Here is a 21,182-nt window from a genome sequence, read left to right on the forward strand (position 1 = left end):
GGATCAAAGGCGCGCCGCCTCAAGCGCCTGGCGCGCCGCCTCCAGTTCTCCCGCCATGACGGCCTTCAACCGTTCGGGGGCCACGATCTGGACCTGCCTCCCCCAGGTGAACAGGTGCCAGGCCAGTTCGCGCATGCCCGAGGCGCGGAACCGGACGACAACGCCCCCGTCCGGCTGGTCTTCAAGGCTCTGGGTCGGGTGCCAGCGCCAGGCCCGGGCCTCCGCCGCCCCGTCTGGAGAGACTTTCAGCACCACGTCCTCGATCTCGTCCTGATAGATGCCAAAGGACTGGCTGGCGAAGGACTGCAGGTCGAAGTCCGCCGGAGGCGGCGCCATCCCCTGCTCGGCCCGCACGGCGCTCATGCGATCGAGGCGAAAGGTCTGGATGCGGCCGCTCTCGCGGTCGGCGGCGACCAGATAGTTGGCTCGGCCGAACATGACGCCGCACGGGGCCACGCTGCGCCGGCGCGCCTCGGCCCCCGGCCGGCTGTAGATAAAGCCCAGCGGCCGTCCCGCCAGAATGGCCTGACGGATTTGGGCCAGCACGGCCTCGTCCGCCGACGGACGCGGCCCGGCCTGCACCGCGATGGTTTCGGCCCGGACCAGCGCCTCCAGGTCGGGAGCCAGCCGGTTCAGCGTCGTCGAGCGCATGGCCGACTTCAGCTTGCGTTCCAGCCCCTCCAGCGCCGCCGCGCGCCCCGGTTCGCCACTGGCCCGCAATCCCTGCGCCGCCTTGGTCAGTTCGACCAGTTCCTCGGTCGTGGGCGCCTGTTCGAAGGCGGAGAGGCCGCCGCGGATGCGCCAGCGCTTGTTCGGCGGGTCCGACACCTCCTCCGTCTGCGGGAACAGCATGATCACCGCGTCGCGCAGCCGTTCGGCGGTGCGCCGGCCGACGTCGAGTTCACGCTCGATCTCGCCCAGCGTCAGCCCCTCGGCGCTGGCCGCCATGCGCCGGGCGAGGTCGATGACGAGGGCCGCCTTGTCATGTCTCATGCCCGCCACTGAAGCATACGTCCGATTTTGACGCAACGCTGCCTCACAGTCCCATCATCGACAGAAACACCGCTTCAGGAGTTCCTTCCATGGCCCGCGCTTTCGTCCCCCAAGCCGCCGTCGCCGCCTCCCGCTATCTGATCGTTCCCTGCGAGGCCGAGGGCTGCGGCGACCTGGCCGTGATCTGGGACCGGCTCGAGGAACAGGTGATCGACGTCATCGACGCCGGCCTGTCGACCCGCTACGCCGATGAGGACGCCCTGTGGGACGAGGCCCGCCCGGCCTTCGACCCGGCCGAAGACTTCCGCATCGCCGCCTGAACGCCCCGTCCGGCTTGCGGCGACGGCCATGGGCGGCTAGCCCTCCTCTGGCTCGGGAGGATGCAGGACGATGACGACGCAGACGGTGGATGGAGCGCAGCTGGTCAACGGCGCGCTGGCCGCATTCCAGGCCCGCGAGCGCGATGACGCCGCCTATCTGCTGGCCAAGGCCGTGCAGGCCAACCCGCCGCTCGGCGCGCGCTGGGCCTCGGTCTCGCGGCTCGCCGCCACTCTTGGGGAAATCACCCTGGCGCTGGCGGCGGCGCGCAAGCACGTCGCCGCCAGTCCGACCGCCGAGGCCCGGCTGGCCTACGCCCAGCTGCTGATCCAGAGCGGGCGGACGCAGGATGCCCTGCGCGAGGGCGCGGCCCTCGCCCGCGAACGACCCAATGATCCGGCCGCCCTGCATTTCCTCGCCACCTGCCAGGTGCAACTGGGCGATCACGACGCGGCCATCGCCAATCTGCGCCGGATCATCGCCCTGCCGACCGTGGCGCTGGGGGCTGAGAACGCCTGGCACGTGCTCGCCGACATCAAGAAATTCTCTCCCGACGACCCCGACATCGCGCAGATGGAGGCGATGCTGGATCGGATCGGCGCCTCGGACGCCAACCGCCAGAGCCGCATCGTCATGCTCTATGCGCTGGGAAAGGCGCTGGACGACGCCGGCCAGGTCGACCGCGCCTTCGCCTGCTTCGACGAGGCGGCGAAGCTGCAGAAGATCGACAGCACCTTCGACGCCGGCCAGGCCGACGCCTTCGTCGACGCCGTGGTCGGCGGCTACGACCGCGCCTTCATCGACAGCCTGCCGAAGAGCACCGTCGACAGCGACCGGCCGATCTTCGTGCTCGGCCTGCCGCGCTCCGGCACGACCCTCGTCGAGCAGATACTGGTCAGCCATTCCCAGGTCGTCGACGGCGCCGAGGCCAATCTGTTCCGCCCCGCGGCCATGGCCATCAAGGGCTATACGCCGGACGAGGTGCGCGCCTCGTTCGACCGGGCGGACGCGGCTGCGCTGCCGACCCGGATCGGCCGCGCCTACCTGCACCTGGTCGACGAGCGCTTCGGCAAGACCGGGCGGGTGGTCGACAAGACCCTGAACCAGACCCGCTACCTCGGCCTGATCCATCAGGTGCTGCCGAAGGCGAAGCTGATCTGGCTGCGCCGCGACCCGGCCGGCATCGCCTGGTCCTGCTACCGCACCCGCTTCGCCAAGGGCGTCGACTGGACCCGCTCGCTGACGGACATCGCCGCCTATTTCAAGGGCGAGGACCGGCTGCACGCCCACTGGTCGGCGGTGCTGGGCGACAGCCTGCTGACCGTGCCCTACGAGGCGCTGGTCGACGATCCCGAGACCTGGATGCGGCGCATCATCGAGCACGCCGGGCTGGAATGGGAGGACGGCGTCCCGACTTCCACAAGACCGAGCGCGCCGTCACCACCGCCAGCTTCGCCCAGGTCCGCAAGCCGATGTACGCCTCGTCGAAGGAGGCGTGGAAACGGTATGAGGCGCAGCTCAAGCCGTTCTTCGACGCCTACGGTCGTCAGGCCGGATAGCGCGTCCGCAGCGAGGCCGCGGACGCCGCCGCCATCTCCTTCAGCACCCCGGCGTCAACGTCGCCCAGCCGGCTTACATAGACGCAGCCCTTGCCGGCCTTGTGCTTGCCCAGCCGGCTCAGAAACTCATCCCGCCGCTCCTCGCAGCCGGACAGGTAGAAGACCAGATTGGCCTTGCGCGGCGAGAAGCCGACCAGCGGCGCGTCGCCCTCGTGCCCGCTGGCGTAGCGGTAGTGGTATGCGCCGAAGCCGACGATCGACGGCCCCCACATCACCGGAGGCTCTCCGGTCGCCTCGGCCAGCAAGGCGCAGGCCGCCTCGGCGTCGGCCCGGCGCTTGGGATCCTCGACGGTGGCGATGAAGTCAGCGGCGGACGTGGCGCCCGGCCTGGTCTTCTGTTCATACGCCATCGCCTCACCCCTCCTCGTCAGGAGCGCCTGACCTGACCAGTTCGCCGCCAGTATAGCGCGGATCGCCCGTGACCTCACGCACGGCGAAGCCCGGATCGGGGAAGGCCGCCATGGCCGCGTCGTCGGCGAACTCCGCCTCGGCCAGGAACAACCCCGCCAGCGCTCCCTCGAACCGGTCGACCGACAGGGTCGCTCCTTCGGCTCCATAGTAGTGCCGCGTCTTGCGCAACATCCGCCCCGGCAGGCCCGCGAACAGCGCGTATTCCGCCGGACTCAGATACAGGGTGGTGATCAGCCGCCGGTCCGGCGCCAGGTCGGCCTTCTTCGACAGCCTCAGGATCGGCTCCCCGCCGCCTATCGGCGTCGCCCGCCTCAGCCGCAGCCGCGAACTGTCGACATACAGATCCTCGATCGCCTCGGCCCGCAGCACCGGCAGATCCGGCAAGCCCGCGCACAGCCAGCGCCGCTCCCGCTCGACGGCGGCGTATTTCTCCGGCTTGAGGAAACCGAGGGCGGCGGCGGTGGTCACGGCTAGAGCGCCTTCACGATTCCCTCGACCATCTTCTTGGCGTCGGCGAACAGCATCATGGTGTTGTCGCGGAAGAACAGCTCGTTCTCCACGCCGGCATAGCCGCTGCCCATGCCGCGCTTGATGAACAGCACCGTCCCCGCCTTCTCCACGTCCAGCACCGGCATGCCGTAGATCGGGCTCTGCGGGTCGGTCTTGGCGGCCGGGTTGGTGACGTCGTTGGCCCCGATGACGAAGGCCACGTCGCAGCTCGAGAACTCGCTGTTGATGTCCTCCAGCTCGAACACCTCGTCATAGGGGACGTTGGCCTCGGCCAGCAGGACGTTCATGTGCCCCGGCATCCGCCCGGCGACGGGGTGGATGGCGTATTTCACCTCGACCCCCTCCTCCTTGAGCTTGTCGGCCATCTCGCGCAGCGCATGCTGGGCCTGGGCCACGGCCATGCCGTAGCCGGGGACGATGATCACCTTCGAGGCGTTCTTCATGATGAAGGCCGCATCCTCGGCCGAGCCCTGCTTGACCGGCCGGGTCTCAACCGCGCCGCCGCCAGCCGCGGCGGTCTCGCCGCCGAAGCCGCCCAGGATCACCGAGATGAAGCTGCGGTTCATCCCCTTGCACATGATGTAGCTCAGGATCGCGCCCGAGCTGCCGACCAGCGCCCCGGTGATGATCAGGGCGATGTTCTCCAGCGTGAAGCCGAGCGCCGCCGCGGCCCAGCCCGAGTAGGAGTTGAGCATCGACACCACGACCGGCATATCCGCCCCGCCGATGGGGATGATCAGGGTCGCGCCCAGGATCAGGGCGATGATGAACACGCCCCAGAAGGCCCAGACCGCCGTCCCGCCCGAGCCGATCATCACCCCGATCAGCAGCACCAGTCCCAGGGCCAGGGCGATGTTGATCAGGTGCCGGGCCGGCAGGATGATCGGCGCCCCGCTCATATTGCCGTTCAGCTTGGCGAAGGCGATCACCGAGCCGGTGAAGGTGATCGCCCCGATCGCCACGCCGAGGCTGAGCTCGATGATCGAGATCGTCTTGATGCCGCTGGCGAGGTCCAGCGGGTCGTTGAGGATGCCGAACGAGCCGGGCGCGTAGACCGCTCCCACCGCAACCAGACAGGCGGCCATCCCGACGAGGCTGTGGAAGGCGGCGACCAGTTGCGGCATCTGGGTCATCTGCACCCGCGCCGCGATCAGGGCCCCGGCCCCACCGCCGACCACCACCCCGCCGCCGATCAGGGCCAGCGTCAGCGGATCCAGCGTCCCGCTCGACCACAGGGTCGCCAGCGTCACACCGACCGCCAGGGCCATGCCGGTCATGCCGAGTGTGTTGCCGCGCCGGCTCGTCTCCGGGCTCGACAACCCGCGCAGGCTGAGGATGAACAGGACGCCCGAGACCAGATAGGCCAGGGCGGCGATCGATGCGTTCATGCGGTCAGTTTCCCCTCATCGTCGCGTTCAATTCCCCGACGGCGGACACGCCGTCCGCGCCAGCCGCCACAGGGCGGCGGCGATGAACAGCGGGGCCAGCAACGCCATCGCCCAGTCCCAGACGCCCATGGTCTTCTCCTGCGCCACGATGCGCAGAAGCACCGACGAAAACAGCAGCACCACGCCGCAGTCGAGGAAGCGCAGCTTGCGAATGGCGTCCTTCTCGCCGAGCCAGCTCCACAGCCACAGCCCGGCCCCGATCGCCGTGGCGATCCAGGACGCGCCGACCGCGAACTGCTGCGGGTCGAAGGTCATCCCTTCTGGTTCCGGACTCTCGGGAAGAAGGAGCCTGAGCGAAGCGACAGGACGAACTGGGCTGAGAGGATGACAGCCGCAACGAGAGGCAGGCTGAACTCGATCCAGTCCGCCCGTTGCCAGGCTCCCCACGCCCGCCAGAAGAAATACAGAATCATCAGCGGATAGAGCGTCGCCATCATGGCCCACTCCACACGGGTGCGCAGGCGTTGGCTCATGCGGCCGCTGATGTGCGCGAAGGCCAGCACCATCGCCAGGGCGAAGGGCACGATCGCCATGAAGAGAAGTCCCTGGATCACGACACGGACTCCCCTGCCTTGGGCTTCTCCTTCTTGCGGTACATGGCCAGCATGCGCCGGGTGACCATGAAGCCGCCGAAGATATTGACGCTGGCCAGGGTCACGGCCGCGACGCCGGCGCCCTTGGCGATCCAGCCGTCGTCGCCGCTCGCCGCCGCCGCCGCGATCAGCCCGCCGACCACGATCACCGACGAAATGGCGTTGGTCACCGCCATCAACGGCGTGTGCAGCGCCGGAGTCACCGACCAGACGACGTAGTAGCCGACGAAGATCGCCAGCACGAAGATGGCGAGGCGGAAGATGGTGGGGTCCACGTGTTCCATCAGCCTTTGACTCCTTCGTGCACCACGGCCCCGCCGTGGGTCACCGCCGCCGCCTTGAGAATCTCGTCCTCGAGGTCGACCGCCAGCGCCCCGTCCCTGACCATCAGCCCGACGAAGGCGGCGAGGTTGCGCGCATACAGGGCCGAGGCGTCCGCCGCGATCCGGCCAGCCATGTTCGTCCAGCCGACGATCTGCACCCCGTTCGCCGTCGTCACCACCTCGCCGGCCTTCGCCCCCTCGACGTTGCCGCCGTTGTCGATGGCGAGATCGACCAGCACGCTGCCGGGCTTCATCGAGGCCACATGCGCCGCCGTGACCAGCCGCGGCGCGGGACGGCCGGGGATCAGGGCGGTGGTGATGACGATGTCCTGCTTGACGATGTGCGAGGCGGTCAGCTCGGCCTGCTTGGCCTGATATTCCGGCGACATCGGCTTGGCGTAGCCGGCGGCGGTCTCGGCGGCCTTGAACTCCTCGTCCTCGACGGCCACGAATTTGGCTCCGAGGCTCTCGACCTGCTCCTTCGACGCCGGTCGCACGTCGGTGGCCGTGACCACCGCTCCCAGCCGCCGGGCGGTGGCGATGGCCTGCAGCCCGGCCACGCCCGCGCCCATGACGAAGACCTTGGCCGGAGCCACCGTGCCCGCCGCCGTCATCATCATCGGGAAGCCCTTGCCGAAGGCGTACGCCGCCTCGATCACCGCCCGGTAGCCGGCCAGATTGGCCTGCGACGACAGGGCGTCCATGACCTGCGCCCGGGTGATCCGCGGCACGAACTCCATGGCGAAAGCGGTGACGCCCTGTCCGGACAGGGCCGTCACCGTCTCCTTGTCGCGATACGCATCCAGCAGGGCCACGACCACGGCGCCGGGCTTGAGGGCGCTGGTCTCCTGCGCCGTCGGGCCCCGCACCTTCAGCAGGATGTCGGCTCCGGCCAGCACCGCCTTGATGTCCTTGGCCACCGTCGCGCCGGCCGCCGCATAGTCCGCGTCCGGAATGGACGAGCCCGCGCCGGTTCCGGCCTCGATGGCGACGGTCGCGCCGAGCGCGATGAGCTTCTTCACCGTTTCCGGGGTGACGGCGCAGCGCGTCTCGCCGTCTCGGCGTTCGCGGGTCACGGCGATGGCGACGGCCAAGCGAATCCCTCCGTCAGAACTGGACGGGGAACGTTAGGCTTATCCGGGACAGCCCGTCAAAAGAGGAAGTCCTTCCCGCCCCTGCGGGGCGGAGGACCGCAGTCTTCAGTGAGACTTCTTGCCCGACTTCAGGAAGAAGAAGCCGGCGATCAGGACCACCGCCGCCGTGATGGCGCCACCGATGAAGCTGCCGTCCGGCTGGAACCACAGCACCAGGAAGGTCAGCACCGCCGCGGTCAGCAGCGAGCCCCACTTGGCCAGGTTGATGAACAGCGTGAACGTCGCTGACTGTTCCTCAATGTGCTGCGAACCCCGGACGTAGTCGTCGTGCGCGTCGGAGGCGTGGTGCGGGTCGGCCATGGTCGGGTCCGGGAATCTGCAAGAGACGTTGGCGCCCTTATAGCGGCGCGGCGCGCGCGCTCAAGCGGGCGGCGACAATTCGCGCCCCGCTCAGTCCAGCGCCGCCAGCACGTCGCGGGTGAAGGCGATGTGATCGAAGCGGCGCCCCGCCGGATCCTCGCCCCGCCGCACGATGACGACCCTCCGGCCCGGCACGATGATCACATACTGGCCGCGGTTGCCGTTGGCGGAGATCGCATCGGCCGGGATGCCTTCCGACTTGTCGAACAGCCAGAAGGTGGCGCCGTAGCCCTGTTCCCCGCTCGGCTGCGGTCCCGACGGCCGCGAGACGTAGTCGCGCCAGCCCTCGGGCAGGACGCGGACCCCGTCGACCACCCCGTCGTCGACGTACAGCTGCCCGAAGCGAGCCAGGTCCCGCGCCGTCGACCACACCTGGCTCGACAGCATGTAGTTCCCGCGCCAGTCGGTCTCGGCCCAGGTATCGTACATGCCCAGGGTCCGGAACAGGTCCGCAGGCGGGTGTTCCCGAAAGGTCGGGGCGATGCTCAGGATAGCCAGCAGGATGTCATTGTTGGCGTAGCGGTAGCGGCTGCCCGGCGACGCGATCAGCGGCCATGTCGTGGCCTGCTCGTCCACCCCGACTCCGCCGAAATACAGGGCGTCGGTGCGGTTGCCCGCCGTGTCGCTGGTCAGGCCCGAGGCCATGCGCAGCAGCTGGTCCAGCGTGATGGCCGCGCGCGGGTCGCCGGGCGTCGCCCAGTCCGCGATCGCCGCCGGGCCGTTCACGTCCACGTCTCCCCGCTGAACGGCGGCGCCGATCACCGTGCCCGCGAGTGACTTGGCCACTGACCAGGTCCGCTGGGGCGTGTCGACGTCGAAGCCCTGCGCATACCTTTCGCTGAGCAGCAGGCCGTCCTTGAGCACCACCACCGCCGTGGTGTTCGCGCCCTCGCCATAACCATCCCCGAACGCCCTCTCGACCGCGTCCCTGAGGGCGGAGTCCTGGTCCACGATCTGGCCCGCCGGCAATTCCGCATTGACCCGCAGACCCGGCCGCAGAATCTCGTCGACCTCGCCGGACCAGCCGACCGGCATGATCGCGCAGCCCCGGCCGGGGCTCCACACCGCCACCCGCGGCGGCATCGCATCATTCCACGCCACCGAGACGGTGCGCTCCCCCATCTCGACCGGCATCTCGCGGACCAGCGGGTCCAGTTCCGGATAGACGCCGACCAATTCGTTGGCCTCGACGCTCTCGACGGTGCGCGAGCCGCCCGCGGCCTCGGCGTTCTTGACCGCCCCGCAGACCATCAGCGCCTTGTAGCCCGCCGCCATGGCGCGCGTGGCGGGCGTCGGCGGCGTCGGCGGCGTCTGGGCGAATGACGGGCCGGCGAGAACCACGGCGGTGGCGAGGATCAGGATGCGCATGGGGCGGACGCTCGCCCGCCCTCGCGGCTCCGTCAACTCACGCCAGCGCCTCGAACTGGTCGATCAGCCCCTCCAGCCGCTTCGTGCCGATGGTCCAGAAGGCCGGGTCGCGCGGGTTCAGCCCGAACGGCGCCAGCGCCTCGACGTAGCCCTTCGATCCTCCGCCCGCGAGCAGCTCGCGATACAGCGGCGTGAACCCCTCGGGGTCCTTCGCCCGCGTCTCCATCAACGCCGCCACCAGCAGGTCCCCGAACGCATAGGCGTAGACGTAGAAGGGCGAATGCACGAAGTGGCTGACATAGCTCCACCAGTGCTCATAGCCGGGGTTCAGGGTCACGGCCGGCCCCAGCGAGCCGCCCATCTCCTCCATCCAGATCTCGCTGATCCGGTCGACCGCCAGCTCGCCTCTCGCCCGCTCGTCGTGGAACCGCGTCTCGAAGCGGTGGAAGGCGATCTGCCGGATCACCGTGTTCAGCCCGTCCTCGATCCGCCCGGCCAGCAGGCCGCGCTGCTCCGCCCGGGGAGCCGTCTTCAGCAGCCGGTCGAAGGTCAGGCCCTCGGCGAAGATCGAAGCCGTCTCGGCCAGGGTCAGCGGCGTGTCGGCAAGCAGACTGCCCTGCCCCGCCGCCAGCGTCTGGTGAACCCCATGGCCCAGCTCGTGCGCCAGGGTCAGCACGTCACGCCGCTCGCCCATCCAGTTCAGGAACACATAGGGATGGCGGTCTGAGGTTACCGGGTGCGCATAGGCCCCCGACTGTTTCCCGGGCCGCGCCCGTCCGTCGATCCACGGCCGCTCGAAGAAGCCCCGCGCCCGTTCGGCGAACTCGCCGCCCAGATCGCCGAAGCTCTCCAGCACCAGTTCGCGCCCCTGCGTCCAGTCATAACCCCGGGGGGCGCTGGTTTCGATCGGGGCGTTGCGGTCCCACTGGTCCAGCTTCGCCTTGCCCATGGCCCGGGCCTTGAGCGCGTAATAGCGGTGCGACAGGCGCGGATAGGCCGCCGCCACCGCCTCGGCCATGGCGTCGACGGCGTCCCCATCCACCTCATTGGCCAGATGGCGACTGTCGGCGGGACGTTTGAAGCCGCGCCATTTGTCTTCCAGCGCCTTGTCGGCGGCGACGGTGTTGAGTACCAGGGCCATGGTCTTGCTGCGGGCGCCGAGCGCCTCGTTCAGCCCCTCGGCCGCCGCCTTGCGCCGCGCAGCCTTGGGATCGGCCAGCCGGTTCAGCGCCTCGGACAGGGTCAGCTCGTCCTTGCCCGCCTTCACCTTCATCGCCGCCATGGTCTCGTCGAACAGGCGCGGCCACTGGGCGCTGATCGGGGCGCGCTCGGCGAGGAAGGTCTCCAGGTCGTGCGACAGCTCATGCGGCTTCATCGCCCGCACCCGCCGCAGCCACGGTCGCCAGCGGGCGGCGGCCGACGAGGCGGCGAGGGCGGCGTCGATCTCCGCCTCCTCCAGCTGGTTGATCTCCAGCGTCACCCAGACGGCCGGGGTGGCGATGGCGGTGACTCTCTCGCGCACCGTCGCCTCGAAGCCCTGGGCGCCGGCGTCATTGCGATCGGTCGAGGCGGCGAGGAAGGCGTAGGCCCCCAGCGCGCCCAGCAGGTCCGACGCCTGCTCGTACAGCGTCACCGCCCGGTCCAGCCGTTCGCCCAGCAGGGCCGCGTCCGCCCTCGCCCCGACCAGCCGGCCCTGCAGGGCGGTGAGCTCGGCGACAAGGCCGCGGGCCCTCTCCAGGTCCGCCTCGATACGGGCGTCCTCACGCGAGGCGTAAAGGTCGGTCAGGTCCCAAAGCGGCGCTTCGGCGGGGTCGGCGGGGGTCTGGAAGGGCGCGTTCATGGCTTTCCTTTTGGGGATGCGGCTCGCCGTGCGCAACGCCCGAAAACCGCCAGACGTCCACGGCTGCGCCTGTCAGATGGAGGGCGAAGGAGAGCCCGATGAGTTTTCGCATCCACGCCCTGCCGCTGGCGCCGTTCCGTCCGCTGTTCGCGATGGACGACGCCGCCCTGGCCGCGCTCGGCGCGCGCCGCATGATCGCCGACGCCCCTCACGCCGCTCCGTGCCGGGTCAGCCTCGACGACGCTGAACCGGGCGAGCGGCTGATCCTGCTGAACCACCGTCACCTCGACGCACCGGAAAGCCCGTACCGCTCGGAAGGCCCGGTCTTCGTGCGCGAAGCGGCCGTCGGGGCGGCGCTCTCGGCCGACGAGGTTCCGGACATGCTGGGCCGCCGCCTGCTTTCGGTGCGGGCCTACGACGCCGACTGGATGATGACCCACGGCGATGTGGTCGAGGGGCGCGATCTTGCGGCCAGGCTGTCGGACTGGTTCGCCGACCCGGCCGTCTCGATCATCCATCTGCATACCGCGCGCCGCGGCTGCTTCATGGCGACGGCGGAAAGGGCCTGACCAGGTCAGAGACCCAGCCACCGCCGCCAGGACCGCCATCCTGAGCCGGTCCGCGCAGCCCCCTTCGCGACTGTTCCCCCAGACGGCGAAGAGGCCGGATCGACCCCCGGTTCGAAGCCGGCGATCAGCGCCCGCAGATCGGGCTCGTCGACGCGCCGCGCCGCCTCCTCGCGCGTCAACCAGACGCGCTCCCGCTCGTCCCGCTCCTGCCAGTCCGGGTGTTCGAGGGTCACCTCCAGCCCGTAGAGGTCCACGGTGCACCAGCGCGACGCCCGCCGCTTCAGCACCTTCAGATAGTGGAAGCTGCCTAGTGGCCGTTCGCTGATCGCGCCCTCGACGCCCGCCTCCTCCAGCGCCTCCTGTGCGGCGGCTTCGGCGTCGGTCTTGCCGGACATGCGGCCGCCCTTGGGCGTGACCCAGCGCCGGGTCTCGCGCGAGGTGATCAGCAGGACTTCCACGCCGTCTTGCCCGCGACGCCACGGCAGGGCGGCGACCTGGCGGCGCTCGGCCTGTTCGGGGCGAGGGGCGGCCGTCGCGGTCACGTCAGGAAGGCTCCGCCCACCCAGTAGAACAGGGCCCCGATGGCCGCCGCCGCCGGCATGGTGATGAACCAGGCCGTGACGATGCTGCGCGCGACGCCCCAGCGCACCGCCGAGGCCCGCCGGGCCGCGCCGACGCCGACGATGGCTCCGGTGATGGTGTGGGTCGTGGAGACCGGTATGCCCAGGCCCGTGGCCATGAACAGGGTGATGGCCCCGCCGGTCTCGGCGCAGAAGCCCTGCTGCGGGCTCAGCCGCGTGATTCGCGAGCCCATGGTGTGGACGATGCGCCAGCCGCCGAACAGCGTGCCGAGGGCGATCGCCGCCTGACAGGTGATGACCACCCAGAAGGGCACCGAGAACTCCGTCCCCGCCGGCGCCCTTGAGAACAGCAGCACGGCGATGATGCCCATCGTCTTCTGCGCGTCATTGCCGCCGTGCCCCAGCGAATAGGCCGAGGCCGAGACGAACTGCGCCCGCCGGAACACCTTGTCCGCCGTCGACGGATTCACCCTTACGAAGACCCATGACACGATCAGGACCAGCAACAGGGCGAGGGTGAAGCCGACGGCCGGCGACAGGAAGATGGCGCTCACGGTCTTGGTCACCCCGGCCACGACGATCGCGGCCGTGCCGGCCTTGGCCACGCCCGCGCCCAGCAGGCCGCCGATCAGGGCGTGCGAGCTGGACGACGGAATTCCGGCCAGCCAGGTGATCACGTTCCAGCTGATCGCCCCCATCAGTGCCCCGAAGATCACCTGATCGGAGATGATGGCCGGGTCGATGATGCCCTTGCCGATGGTGTTGGCCACATGCAGGCCGAAGAACAGGAAGGCGATGAAGTTGAAGAACGCGGCCCAGCCGACGGCGTAGATCGGCGGCAGCACCCGCGTCGCCACGATGGTGGCGATCGAATTGGCCGCGTCGTGCAGGCCATTCAGGAAGTCGAACAGCAGGGCGACGGCGATCAGGAAGATCAGGATCAGCAGGGCGCCGTCCATGGGGCGCTCCTACAGGTGCTCGACCAGAATGCCGCTGATGCGGTTGGCCACGTCCTCGAACCGGTCGACGACCTTCTCGAGGTGGTCGTAGACCTCGCCGCCGATCAGGAACGCCATGGCGTCGCCGTCCCGGTGGGCCTCGTACAGCGCCTTCATGCCGGCGTCGTACAGGGTGTCGCTGTCGCTCTCCAGCCGCGCGATCTGCTCGGTCAATTCGTTCAGGCGCGCCCGGTGCTTGCGCATATCGGGCAACAGGCTCACCGCCTCGACCGTGAGCGCCGCCGCCTCCACCGCGATGTCGCCCAGCTGGCGCATGTGCGGGGCGAAGTCGCGGATTTCGTACAGGGTGATGACCTTGGCCGTCTTCTGCATCTGGTCGATGGAGTCGTCGAGCGAGTTGGTCAGGCCGCGGATGTCCGACCGGTCGAACGGGGTGATGAAGCTGCGGCGCACCGCGAACAGCACCTCGCGGGCCACGGCGTCGGCCTCATGCTCGTGATCGACGATCCTCTGGCACCAGCGCGGCGTCTCGTCGCCGCCCTCCAGCACCTTGCGCAGCGCCTCGGCGCCCTTGATCAGCGTCGCCGCGTGCGCGTCGAACAGCCGGAAGAAATTGTCTTCCTTGGGCAGCAGCGCCTGAAACCAGCCCAGCATCGCGAATCTCCCGCAGAATTCCGTGTGCGGTCACTCCCGCGTCCGCCCGGGTGCGTCAACCCGTCAGAAGGCTGACGGTTCGCCTGGCGCTCAGCGCGCCTCTTTCTGCGCCGCCCCGCCCAGTGCGGAACAGTCGAAACGGATGCAGAATTTCTCGGTCAGCCCCTCCAGCCGGGGCATCAGCAGCGCCGACATGGTCTCCTGCATCTCCATGCTCATGTCGACCTGCTTGCGCACGATCGAGCGGCCGACCGGCGACTCGTAGAAGGCGATGGCGCTCTCCAGCTCCGGGACGGTGAAGCTGTCGGCCACGTCGTCGCGGAACTCCTGCACCGTGGCGTCCATCACTTCGGCGAGCGTCTCGCTCACGGTCTCGATCAGCCAGGCGCGCTGTTCGGCGGGCATGCCCGAGGCGTTGTAGCTTTCCTCGAGCTGGCCGCGCATCTGCTTCACCAGATCGCCGCCCTGGGTGAGGACCAGGTAGCGTTCGGCCAGGTCGAGATGGTTCTGCCGCGCGGCGTCCGGGACGCTCTGCGCGAAAGCCGGTCCGGCCGCGACGGCCAGCGCGGCCGCTATGATGGCGATGATCCGCATGGTCCGCCCCCCTCAGCCGCCACTCTCCCCCTTGCAACGGCAGGGTGCAAACGAAAACGGCGGCGGAGATCGCTCTCCGCCGCCGCTGTCGCTTTGGGATCAGCCCGTTCAGACGTTCAGCGACGCCGGATCGACCTTGAAGCCCGGTCCCATGGTCGAGGACAGGGTGATGCGCTTGATGTAGGTACCCTTGGCGCCGGCCGGACGGGCCTTGCTGAGGGCGTCGACATAGGCCTTCACGTTGGCTTCGAGGGCTTCCTGGGTGAAGGAGGCCTTGCCGATGCCGCCGTGGGCGATGCCGGCCTTCTCGACGCGGAACTCGACCGCGCCGCCCTTGGCGTCCTTGACGGCCTGGGCGACGTTCGGGGTCACGGTGCCGACCTTGGGGTTGGGCATCAGGCCGCGCGGGCCCAGCACCTTACCCAGACGGCCGACCAGGGCCATCATGTCCGGGGACGCGATGACGCGGTCGAAGTCCATGAAGCCGCCGTTGATCTTCTCGTACAGATCCTCGGCGCCCACCAGGTCGGCGCCGGCCGCGAGGGCCTCGGCCGCCTTGGCGTCCTTGGCGAAGACGGCGACGCGAACGTCGCGGCCCGTGCCCGACGGCAGGTTGACCACGCCGCGGACCTGCTGGTCGGCGTGACGCGGGTCGACGCCGAGGTTGACGGCGATCTCGATCGACTCGTCGAACTTGGCCGAGGCGTTGGACTTCACCGCGGCGATGGCGTCGGTGAACGGCAGCGGCGTGGTGACGTCGCCGGTGCGAGCCTTGAAGCGCTTGGTTTGCTTGGCCATGTGCTTAGCCCTCCACGACGTTGAGGCCCATGGCGCGAGCCGAGCCTTCGATGATCTTGGTCGCCGCGTCCAGGTCGTTGGCGTTCAGATCCTTCATCTTCTTTTCGGCGATCTCGCGCAGCTGGCCGCGCGTGATCTTGCCGGCCACTTCGCGGCCCGTCATCTTCGAGCCCGAGGTGATGCCGGCGGCCTGCTTGATGTAGTGGGTCGCGGGCGGGGTCTTGGTGACGAAGGTGAAGCTCTTGTCCTGATAGACGGTGATCACCGTCGGCAGGGGCGTGCCCTTCACTTCCTTCTCGGTGCGCGCGTTGAACTCCTTGACGAAGCCCATGATGTTGACGCCGCGCTGACCCAGGGCCGGGCCGATCGGGGGCGACGGCGTGGCGTTGCCGGCCGGCACCTGCAGCTTGATGTAGCCGAGAATCTTCTTGGCCATTGGTCTCTCCTTACAATGGCCCCGAACTCAATCGCGGCCGGTGAGCCGTGGTCGTGGCATGGCTGCCTCCCACGGATTTATGCGGGCGAACCCGCACCGCCCCTCAGAGCGAGGCGCGCGTGTAGCGGATATGGGCCGGAAAGGCAAACGTGGAGCGGCGTCGCACGCCCGGGGGACGCCGCCGCGAGCTGTGTCCTAGCCCGCGACCTTCTCGACCTGGCTGTATTCCAGATCGACCGGGGTCGGACGGCCGAAGATGGACACCGCGACCCGCAGGCGCGCCGAGTCCTCGTCGACGCTCTCGACCTGGCCGTCGAAGCTGGCGAACGGACCGTCGATGACCTTGACGGTCTCGCCGATGTCGAAGCGGATCGTGGGCTTCGGACGCTCGACGCCCTCTTCCACCGCGCCGATGATGTTCTGGACCTCACGTTCCGACACCGGCAGCGGCTTGGTGCCGCCGGCGGCGCCAAGGAAGCCGGTGACCTTCGGGGTGTTCTTGACCAGGTGGTAGGCGTCGTCGGTCATCTCCATCTTCACCAGCACATAGCCGGGGAAGAATTTGCGCTCCGAGTTGACCTTGCGGCCGCGGCGGATCTCGACGACGTCCTCGGTCGGCACGAGGATTTCCGAGAAACAGTCCTCGAGGCCCTGCTGACGCGCCTGGTCCTGCAGGTGCTGGGCCACCTTCTTCTCGAAGTTCGAGTAGGCGTGGACGATGTACCACTTGTGGCGCGGGTTGGCGGGCTTGGCGGCGGGAGCGGCGTCGGTCATGGGCGTGTCTCTTACTGACCGATGGCCAGGATGAAGCGCGAAGCGAAGGCCAGGCCGGTGTCGACGATCCAGAAGAACGCCGCGGCGATCACGACCATGATGAAGACCATCACCGAGGTGATCCAGGTTTCCTTGCGGCTCGGCCACACGATCTTGCGGCCCTCGGCCCGCACCTGGCTGATGAACTGCGGAATCGAGACCCGCGGCTTCTTCGGCGCGTCGGCCGCGACGGCGGCGCCCGCGATCGCGGGCTGGGCGGTCTGCGGGCGGCGCCCGGGGGTCTTGGCCTTGGCCATCATGATTCCGTCAAAGAATTGAACCTGCCGCCCCCAGATAGGGGCTCCCATCCGGCGGCGACAGGGGAAATGGCAGGAGTTGGGGGACTCGAACCCACGACCCCCGGTTTTGGAGACCGGTGCTCTACCAGCTGAGCTAAACTCCTGGAGCAAACGACAGCACGCTCCGAAGAACGCATGTGATCGCCAGACCGGGGCGTATGCCCCACGCCGCCGCTGTTTTCAAGGGCGGAACCGTCAATCCTCGTGGTGCGCCGCCACCGCGCTGGCCTCGTCCTCGCGCTTCACCACCTGCCGGAACAGCAGCTTGTCGATGCGCCGGTCGTCCATGTCGATCACCTCGACCTCGAAACGGCCCAGCTGCAGGATTTCGCCCTCGTCCGGCACGCGCGACAGCTGGTGCAGGACCAGGCCGGCGACGGTGTGGAATCCCTCCGCCTCGCCGAAATCCTCGCCCAGCGTATCGGCCAGCTCCTCGATGTCGGCCTGGCCGTCGACCAGCCAGCTGCCATCCTCGCGCTGGCGGATATAAGCCTCTTCCTCGTCGTGACCCTCGTCGAAGTCGCCGGCGATCATCTCCAGCAGGTCGGTCGCCGTGACTACCCCCTCGAAGGCGCCGTATTCGTCGACGAGGAAGGCCATGTGGACCTTCGAGGCCTTGAGAATCTCCAGCGCCTTCAGCACCGAGGTCGACTGCGGAATGAAGGCCGGCGTCTGCACCAGCCGTTCGACGTTGAACTCGCCGTTGTCCAGCAGGCTGTCCAGCAGATCCTTCTTGTGCACCACGCCCAGCGGATTATCGACGTCGTTCTCGCGCGCCACCACGATACGCGAATAGGGACAGGTGCGGATTTCCTGACGCAGCTGCTCCTCGCTGTCGTCCAGCGCGATCCAGAAGACCTCGTGGCGCGGCGTCATGGCCACGCGGATGGGCCGGTCGCCGAGGCGCAGGATCTCCTCGATCATTTCCTGCTCTTCCGGCTCGATGAGACCGGCCGAGGTGCCCTCGGCGATCATCGTCTCGACCTCTTCCTGGGTCACATCCGACCCGTCGCGGTCCTTGACCCCCATGATCTTGAGGATGGCCGAGGTCGACACCGTCAGCACCACCACGAACGGCTTCAGCACCGTGGCCACCGTCGCGATCGGGGCCGCCATCTTGGAGGCGATCGGTTCCGGGAAGATCAGCGCCAGCCGCTTGGGCACCAGTTCGCCGACGATCACCGAGACATAGGTGATGAAGATGATGACCAGGGCGGTCGAGGCGATCTGGTTCCAATGTCCGAACGCCGGAAAGGCGTCGTTGAGGATGCGGGTCAGCTCGCCGGCGATAGAGGCCTGGCCGTAGGCGCCCGCTGCGATGCCGATCAGGGTGATGCCGACCTGCACGGCCGACAGGAAATGGGTCGGTTCCTCCGCCAGCTTCAGCGCCGCCCGCGCTCCCCGGTCGCCGCGCTCCGCCCGGCTCTGCAGCTTGGATTTGCGCGACGACACGACCGCGAGTTCGGTCATGGAAAACAGGCCGTTCAGCACCACGAGCAGCAGTACGACGACGATGGCGATGGCTAACATCTAGGGGGAGCGAGACCGGCGCGGCGCGACAGTCGGCGTCCGCGAGGCGAATGATAGGGGGGTTTTTCCCCCTCCGCCACGATTTCCTTTCGCGATCAGCGCGTACGGCCGGCCTCGACGCCGCCGTAGGGGCCGGGGGTCGCCCCGTCGTCGGGCCCCAGGGCGGCGCAGGCCGACATGCCGATCAGGGTGCCGATGAACAGGCCGGTTCGAAGCGCGCGCCGCATGGTTACTCAATCCCTAACGTCCGTGGCTCGAACGTAGGCCCCGGTTCCCGGTTCCCGGCAAGGCCGATCTCCCGGCCGGGGAATTGCGAAGGGGCGGCGCTCGCGCACCGCCCCCTGCACGCGAACCCGCCGTCCGGGATCAGGCCGGCGGCCGTTTGCCCGGGGCGCGCGTGACCTTGTCGGCCCAGCTCTGCGCCACCTGGCCCGCGGCGTTCCGTCCGCCCAGGCCGAAGGCCAGGGCCGCGGCCACCGCCGCCGCGCCCAGCACCAGGCCGAAGGCCAGCAGCACCACGTCGTCGGCGATGCCCATGAAGCGCAGACCCATGGCCGTGGCCAGGGCGATGGTCGCCCAGCGCACCAGGGTCGAGGCGAAACGGTCGGCCCCGCCGGTGCCCTTGTCGATCAGCCGCGCCAGCACATCGGCGATCAGCACGCCCGCCGTGATGATGACGCCGCCGACGATGACGCGTCCGGCGAGGCCGAGGATCTCCTCGACCGTGGTGGCCAGGGTGGCGAACTGCAGCAGACGCGCCGCCTCCACCGCCGTGAAGGCGACGATGGCGACCATGACCAGCCGGCCGACCACGCGCGACGGCGTCAGCGGAACCGGCGCCGCCGGGGCGCCGCCCAGCACCGCCGCCGTGGCGGGCGTGACGTCGCCGGCGTAGGGAGCCGTCGTGGTGGGGGGCTCGGCCGCCGGCCGGTTGAAGGCCAGGCTCATGGCGCTCGATACGCTGCGGTCGAAGCCGGTGGCCGGCAGGATTCGCTCGATGACGTGCGCCACCCATCGGCCGATGAACCAGCCGACCGCCAGCACGATGGCCGCGGCCAGCACCCGGGGGATGGCGTCGAACACCGTCGACAGCACCGCCACCGCCGGCACCGTCAGCGACTCGATGCCCAGCTGTTCCAGCGCGGCGATGGTGATGGGGATCAGCACCAGCACGAACACCAGGGTGCCGACGGCGGCGCTGACCCCGGTCGAGCCGGTCGCCCGCGACAGGCCGGCCTTCTCCAGCCAGCGGTCGGCGTTGGCGGCCTGCAGCGCCGCCTCGGTGACCCGCCGGGCCAGGGTGGCGACCACGAAGCCGATGAAGAAGATCAGCACCGCGCCCAGCACATTGGGCAGGAAGGAGGCCACCTGGGTCAGCAGGGCGTTCAGCGGCAGCACCACCTGGCCGAGGTTGAGCACCCCGAGCGCCGCGACCACGCCGAACAGCAGGATCAGCCAGAAGGCGACGTCGCCGAGGCTGGCCCCGACCGTATGTCTTGGATTCTCGCTGAGGTTGGCCTTCGACGCGCCGGGAATGCGGTCGACCGCCTTGGCCAGGGCCCATTTGACGGCCTTGCCGATGAACCAGGCGGCCACGAGGATCACCACCGCGCCCAGCACCCTCGGCGCCCAGACCTCGAACAGCTGCTCCCAGCCGATGAATTCGTAACCGGTATCGTACATCCAACCCGCCCGTCTCGCGCCGCGACCGCCGCGGCGTCCTCGGGGGCGGAAACGGGACGGGGGCGGCAATGTTCCGGGCCCGACGCGGCGGCTTCAACCCTTCCGCGCGCCGAAACCGCGGCGGACAGCAAAACGGCCCCGGAGTCTCCTCCGGGGCCGGTCTGTCTTGTTGGCCTATGCTCGCCTCGCGGCGGCTCGCGGCGTGAGGCCCGAAGGCGCGCTCAAGGAGCGAGCGACCGCGTCGCGAGCGTCAGCGCCCTGCTACTCCGTGATCTTGGAGACCACGCCGGCGCCAACCGTGCGGCCGCCTTCGCGGATGGCGAAGCGCAGCTTCTCTTCCATGGCGATCGGGGTGATCAGCTCGACGTTCAGCTCGGCGTTGTCGCCGGGCATGATCATCTCGACGCCTTCCTTGAGGTGCACGATGCCGGTCACGTCCGTGGTGCGGAAGTAGAACTGCGGGCGGTAGTTGGTGAAGAACGGCGTGTGACGGCCGCCCTCTTCCTTGGTCAGGATGTAGGCCTCGGCCAGGAATTTCGTGTGCGGGGTGATCGAGCCCGGCTTGCACAGCACCTGGCCGCGCTCGACGTCCTCACGCTTGGTGCCGCGCAGCAGCACCCCGACGTTGTCGCCCGCCTGGCCCTGGTCCAGCAGCTTGCGGAACATCTCCACGCCCGTGCAGGTCGTCTTCTGCACCGGACGGATGCCGACGATCTCCACTTCCTCGCCGACCTTGACGATGCCGCGCTCGACCCGGCCCGTGACCACCGTGCCGCGGCCCGAGATCGAGAACACGTCTTCCACCGGCATCAGGAACGGCAGGTCCACCGGACGCTCCGGCTGCGGAATGTAGGCGTCCACCGTCTCCATCAGCGCCAGGATCGACTTCTCGCCGATCTCCGGGTTCACCCCGTCCGTCGCCGCCTTGGCCGAGCCCTTGGTGATCGGAATGTCGTCGCCCGGGAACTGATAGCTGGAGAGCAGCTCGCGCACCTCCATCTCGACCAGCTCCAGCAGCTCCTCGTCGTCGACCAGGTCCACCTTGTTCAGATAGACCACCAGCGCCGGCACGCCGACCTGACGGGCCAGCAGGATGTGCTCGCGCGTCTGCGGCATCGGGCCGTCCGCCGCCGACACCACCAGGATGGCGCCGTCCATCTGCGCCGCGCCCGTGATCATGTTCTTCACATAGTCGGCGTGGCCCGGGCAGTCGACGTGGGCGTAGTGACGGTTCGCCGTCTCATATTCCACGTGCGCCGTGTTGATCGTGATCCCGCGCGCCTTCTCTTCCGGCGCCGCGTCGATGTCCGCATAGTTCATCGCCTTGGC

25 protein-coding genes, 1 tRNA gene and 1 pseudogene are annotated in these 21,182 nt (G+C 69.0%); 3 read left to right on the top strand and 24 right to left on the bottom strand.

Annotated elements, in window-relative coordinates:
• Nucleotides 1-3 precede the first annotated feature (3 nt).
• A complete protein-coding gene (locus VGD32_RS01320; protein WP_331030099.1) occupies nt 4-993 on the bottom strand; it encodes a WYL domain-containing protein in 990 nt (329 codons plus the stop codon).
• An 89-nt stretch (nt 994-1,082) separates the two neighbouring features.
• Between VGD32_RS01320 and VGD32_RS01325 the strand changes: the two genes are divergently transcribed.
• Together VGD32_RS01325 and VGD32_RS01330 are read left to right on the top strand one after the other, a co-directional pair.
• Nucleotides 1,083-1,313, top strand: coding sequence for a hypothetical protein (locus VGD32_RS01325; RefSeq protein WP_331030100.1), 231 nt, complete (start codon nt 1,083-1,085; stop codon nt 1,311-1,313).
• A gap of 70 nt (nt 1,314-1,383) precedes the next feature.
• Nucleotides 1,384-2,706 (top strand): annotated as a pseudogene (locus VGD32_RS01330) (tetratricopeptide repeat-containing sulfotransferase family protein); the annotation flags it as partial.
• Nucleotides 2,707-2,857: 151 nt separating this feature from the next.
• On the opposite strand, the gene VGD32_RS01335 reads toward VGD32_RS01330, so the two are convergent.
• The 10 genes from VGD32_RS01335 to VGD32_RS01380 form a co-directional block, all read right to left on the bottom strand.
• A complete protein-coding gene (locus tag VGD32_RS01335; protein WP_331030124.1) occupies nt 2,858-3,280 on the bottom strand; it encodes a DUF1801 domain-containing protein in 423 nt (140 codons plus the stop codon).
• 4 nt (nt 3,281-3,284) lie between these two features.
• Nucleotides 3,285-3,809, bottom strand: a complete 525-nt coding sequence (locus tag VGD32_RS01340; RefSeq protein ID WP_331030101.1) for a hypothetical protein — start codon at nt 3,807-3,809, stop codon at nt 3,285-3,287.
• Between the two features lie 2 nt (nt 3,810-3,811).
• Nucleotides 3,812-5,239 (bottom strand): NAD(P)(+) transhydrogenase (Re/Si-specific) subunit beta, encoded by a 1,428-nt coding sequence (locus tag VGD32_RS01345; RefSeq protein ID WP_331030102.1) that lies wholly within the window; start codon nt 5,237-5,239, stop codon nt 3,812-3,814.
• A 27-nt stretch (nt 5,240-5,266) separates the two neighbouring features.
• Nucleotides 5,267-5,554 (bottom strand): hypothetical protein, encoded by a 288-nt coding sequence (locus VGD32_RS01350; protein WP_331030103.1) that lies wholly within the window; start codon nt 5,552-5,554, stop codon nt 5,267-5,269.
• Entirely contained in the window at nt 5,551-5,853 is a 303-nt protein-coding gene (locus tag VGD32_RS01355) for a hypothetical protein (RefSeq protein WP_331030104.1), read from the bottom strand. The genes VGD32_RS01350 and VGD32_RS01355 overlap by 4 nt, the downstream gene beginning before the upstream one ends.
• Entirely contained in the window at nt 5,850-6,176 is a 327-nt protein-coding gene (locus tag VGD32_RS01360; protein WP_331030105.1) for an NAD(P) transhydrogenase subunit alpha, read from the bottom strand. The genes VGD32_RS01355 and VGD32_RS01360 overlap by 4 nt, the downstream gene beginning before the upstream one ends.
• On the bottom strand, nt 6,176-7,309 hold the full coding sequence (locus VGD32_RS01365; protein ID WP_331030106.1) for a Re/Si-specific NAD(P)(+) transhydrogenase subunit alpha: 1,134 nt from the start codon (nt 7,307-7,309) through the stop codon (nt 6,176-6,178). Before VGD32_RS01365 ends, VGD32_RS01360 begins: the two co-directional genes overlap by 1 nt.
• A 105-nt stretch (nt 7,310-7,414) precedes the next feature.
• The gene (locus VGD32_RS01370; RefSeq protein WP_331030107.1) at nt 7,415-7,669 is read right to left on the bottom strand and encodes an aa3-type cytochrome c oxidase subunit IV; all 255 of its coding nucleotides are present in this window, start codon (nt 7,667-7,669) and stop codon (nt 7,415-7,417) included.
• A gap of 90 nt (nt 7,670-7,759) precedes the next feature.
• A complete protein-coding gene (locus VGD32_RS01375; RefSeq protein ID WP_331030108.1) occupies nt 7,760-9,097 on the bottom strand; it encodes a serine hydrolase in 1,338 nt (445 codons plus the stop codon).
• Nucleotides 9,098-9,134: 37 nt separating this feature from the next.
• Nucleotides 9,135-10,937: a M3 family oligoendopeptidase gene (locus VGD32_RS01380; RefSeq protein WP_331030109.1), complete on the bottom strand. Its 1,803-nt coding sequence runs from the start codon at nt 10,935-10,937 to the stop codon at nt 9,135-9,137.
• Between the two features lie 98 nt (nt 10,938-11,035).
• Between VGD32_RS01380 and VGD32_RS01385 the strand changes: the two genes are divergently transcribed.
• Nucleotides 11,036-11,506: a DUF1203 domain-containing protein gene (locus VGD32_RS01385; RefSeq protein ID WP_331030110.1), complete on the top strand. Its 471-nt coding sequence runs from the start codon at nt 11,036-11,038 to the stop codon at nt 11,504-11,506.
• A 5-nt stretch (nt 11,507-11,511) separates the two neighbouring features.
• Here VGD32_RS01385 and VGD32_RS01390 read toward each other — a convergent pair whose 3' ends face one another.
• The 13 genes from VGD32_RS01390 to tuf all read right to left on the bottom strand — a co-directional run.
• A complete protein-coding gene (locus tag VGD32_RS01390; protein WP_331030111.1) occupies nt 11,512-12,048 on the bottom strand; it encodes an NUDIX hydrolase in 537 nt (178 codons plus the stop codon).
• Nucleotides 12,045-13,046 carry an inorganic phosphate transporter gene (locus VGD32_RS01395; protein WP_331030112.1) on the bottom strand — a complete coding sequence of 334 codons (1,002 nt, stop codon included), beginning with the start codon at nt 13,044-13,046 and terminating at the stop codon, nt 12,045-12,047. Before VGD32_RS01395 ends, VGD32_RS01390 begins: the two co-directional genes overlap by 4 nt.
• 9 nt (nt 13,047-13,055) lie before the next feature.
• Complete coding sequence (locus VGD32_RS01400) at nt 13,056-13,700, bottom strand: DUF47 domain-containing protein (protein ID WP_331030113.1); 645 nt, start codon at nt 13,698-13,700, stop codon at nt 13,056-13,058.
• Between the two features lie 90 nt (nt 13,701-13,790).
• Nucleotides 13,791-14,294: a DUF2059 domain-containing protein gene (locus VGD32_RS01405; protein ID WP_331030114.1), complete on the bottom strand. Its 504-nt coding sequence runs from the start codon at nt 14,292-14,294 to the stop codon at nt 13,791-13,793.
• A 108-nt stretch (nt 14,295-14,402) separates the two neighbouring features.
• Entirely contained in the window at nt 14,403-15,092 is a 690-nt protein-coding gene (gene rplA / locus VGD32_RS01410) for a 50S ribosomal protein L1 (protein ID WP_331030115.1), read from the bottom strand.
• Nucleotides 15,093-15,096: 4 nt separating this feature from the next.
• The gene (gene rplK / locus VGD32_RS01415; RefSeq protein WP_324777633.1) at nt 15,097-15,528 is read right to left on the bottom strand and encodes a 50S ribosomal protein L11; all 432 of its coding nucleotides are present in this window, start codon (nt 15,526-15,528) and stop codon (nt 15,097-15,099) included.
• A 195-nt stretch (nt 15,529-15,723) separates the two neighbouring features.
• Nucleotides 15,724-16,302, bottom strand: a complete 579-nt coding sequence (nusG, locus tag VGD32_RS01420) for a transcription termination/antitermination protein NusG (protein WP_331030116.1) — start codon at nt 16,300-16,302, stop codon at nt 15,724-15,726.
• 11 nt (nt 16,303-16,313) lie between these two features.
• Nucleotides 16,314-16,598 carry a preprotein translocase subunit SecE gene (secE, locus tag VGD32_RS01425; protein WP_422652990.1) on the bottom strand — a complete coding sequence of 95 codons (285 nt, stop codon included), beginning with the start codon at nt 16,596-16,598 and terminating at the stop codon, nt 16,314-16,316.
• A 70-nt stretch (nt 16,599-16,668) separates the two neighbouring features.
• A tRNA-Trp gene (locus tag VGD32_RS01430) sits at nt 16,669-16,744 on the bottom strand.
• 91 nt (nt 16,745-16,835) lie between these two features.
• Nucleotides 16,836-18,170, bottom strand: a complete 1,335-nt coding sequence (locus VGD32_RS01435; RefSeq protein ID WP_331030118.1) for a hemolysin family protein — start codon at nt 18,168-18,170, stop codon at nt 16,836-16,838.
• A gap of 95 nt (nt 18,171-18,265) precedes the next feature.
• Nucleotides 18,266-18,397 (bottom strand): hypothetical protein, encoded by a 132-nt coding sequence (locus tag VGD32_RS01440; RefSeq protein WP_324819828.1) that lies wholly within the window; start codon nt 18,395-18,397, stop codon nt 18,266-18,268.
• Nucleotides 18,398-18,536: 139 nt separating this feature from the next.
• On the bottom strand, nt 18,537-19,853 hold the full coding sequence (locus VGD32_RS01445; RefSeq protein ID WP_331030119.1) for a mechanosensitive ion channel: 1,317 nt from the start codon (nt 19,851-19,853) through the stop codon (nt 18,537-18,539).
• Nucleotides 19,854-20,114: 261 nt separating this feature from the next.
• The coding region (tuf, locus tag VGD32_RS01450; RefSeq protein ID WP_331030120.1) for an elongation factor Tu at nt 20,115-21,182 on the bottom strand (1,068 nt) is incomplete at its 5' end.

It is taken from the genome of Brevundimonas sp., assembly GCF_036402095.1.
Taxonomy (GTDB): Bacteria; Pseudomonadota; Alphaproteobacteria; order Caulobacterales; family Caulobacteraceae; genus Brevundimonas.

Coding starts and splice junctions, on each gene's coding strand:
- VGD32_RS01320 (WP_331030099.1), bottom strand. CDS start 993: ATGAGACATGACAAGGCGGCCCTCGTCATCGACCTCGCCCGGCGCATG.
- VGD32_RS01325 (WP_331030100.1), top strand. CDS start 1,083: ATGGCCCGCGCTTTCGTCCCCCAAGCCGCCGTCGCCGCCTCCCGCTAT.
- VGD32_RS01335 (WP_331030124.1), bottom strand. CDS start 3,280: ATGGCGTATGAACAGAAGACCAGGCCGGGCGCCACGTCCGCCGCTGAC.
- VGD32_RS01345 (WP_331030102.1), bottom strand. CDS start 5,239: ATGAACGCATCGATCGCCGCCCTGGCCTATCTGGTCTCGGGCGTCCTG.
- VGD32_RS01350 (WP_331030103.1), bottom strand. CDS start 5,554: ATGACCTTCGACCCGCAGCAGTTCGCGGTCGGCGCGTCCTGGATCGCC.
- VGD32_RS01360 (WP_331030105.1), bottom strand. CDS start 6,176: ATGGAACACGTGGACCCCACCATCTTCCGCCTCGCCATCTTCGTGCTG.
- VGD32_RS01370 (WP_331030107.1), bottom strand. CDS start 7,669: ATGGCCGACCCGCACCACGCCTCCGACGCGCACGACGACTACGTCCGG.
- VGD32_RS01375 (WP_331030108.1), bottom strand. CDS start 9,097: ATGCGCATCCTGATCCTCGCCACCGCCGTGGTTCTCGCCGGCCCGTCA.
- VGD32_RS01380 (WP_331030109.1), bottom strand. CDS start 10,937: ATGAACGCGCCCTTCCAGACCCCCGCCGACCCCGCCGAAGCGCCGCTT.
- VGD32_RS01385 (WP_331030110.1), top strand. CDS start 11,036: ATGAGTTTTCGCATCCACGCCCTGCCGCTGGCGCCGTTCCGTCCGCTG.
- VGD32_RS01395 (WP_331030112.1), bottom strand. CDS start 13,046: ATGGACGGCGCCCTGCTGATCCTGATCTTCCTGATCGCCGTCGCCCTG.
- VGD32_RS01400 (WP_331030113.1), bottom strand. CDS start 13,700: ATGCTGGGCTGGTTTCAGGCGCTGCTGCCCAAGGAAGACAATTTCTTC.
- VGD32_RS01405 (WP_331030114.1), bottom strand. CDS start 14,294: ATGCGGATCATCGCCATCATAGCGGCCGCGCTGGCCGTCGCGGCCGGA.
- rplA (WP_331030115.1), bottom strand. CDS start 15,092: ATGGCCAAGCAAACCAAGCGCTTCAAGGCTCGCACCGGCGACGTCACC.
- rplK (WP_324777633.1), bottom strand. CDS start 15,528: ATGGCCAAGAAGATTCTCGGCTACATCAAGCTGCAGGTGCCGGCCGGC.
- nusG (WP_331030116.1), bottom strand. CDS start 16,302: ATGACCGACGCCGCTCCCGCCGCCAAGCCCGCCAACCCGCGCCACAAG.
- secE (WP_422652990.1), bottom strand. CDS start 16,598: ATGGCCAAGGCCAAGACCCCCGGGCGCCGCCCGCAGACCGCCCAGCCC.
- VGD32_RS01435 (WP_331030118.1), bottom strand. CDS start 18,170: ATGTTAGCCATCGCCATCGTCGTCGTACTGCTGCTCGTGGTGCTGAAC.
- VGD32_RS01440 (WP_324819828.1), bottom strand. CDS start 18,397: ATGCGGCGCGCGCTTCGAACCGGCCTGTTCATCGGCACCCTGATCGGC.
- VGD32_RS01445 (WP_331030119.1), bottom strand. CDS start 19,853: ATGTACGATACCGGTTACGAATTCATCGGCTGGGAGCAGCTGTTCGAG.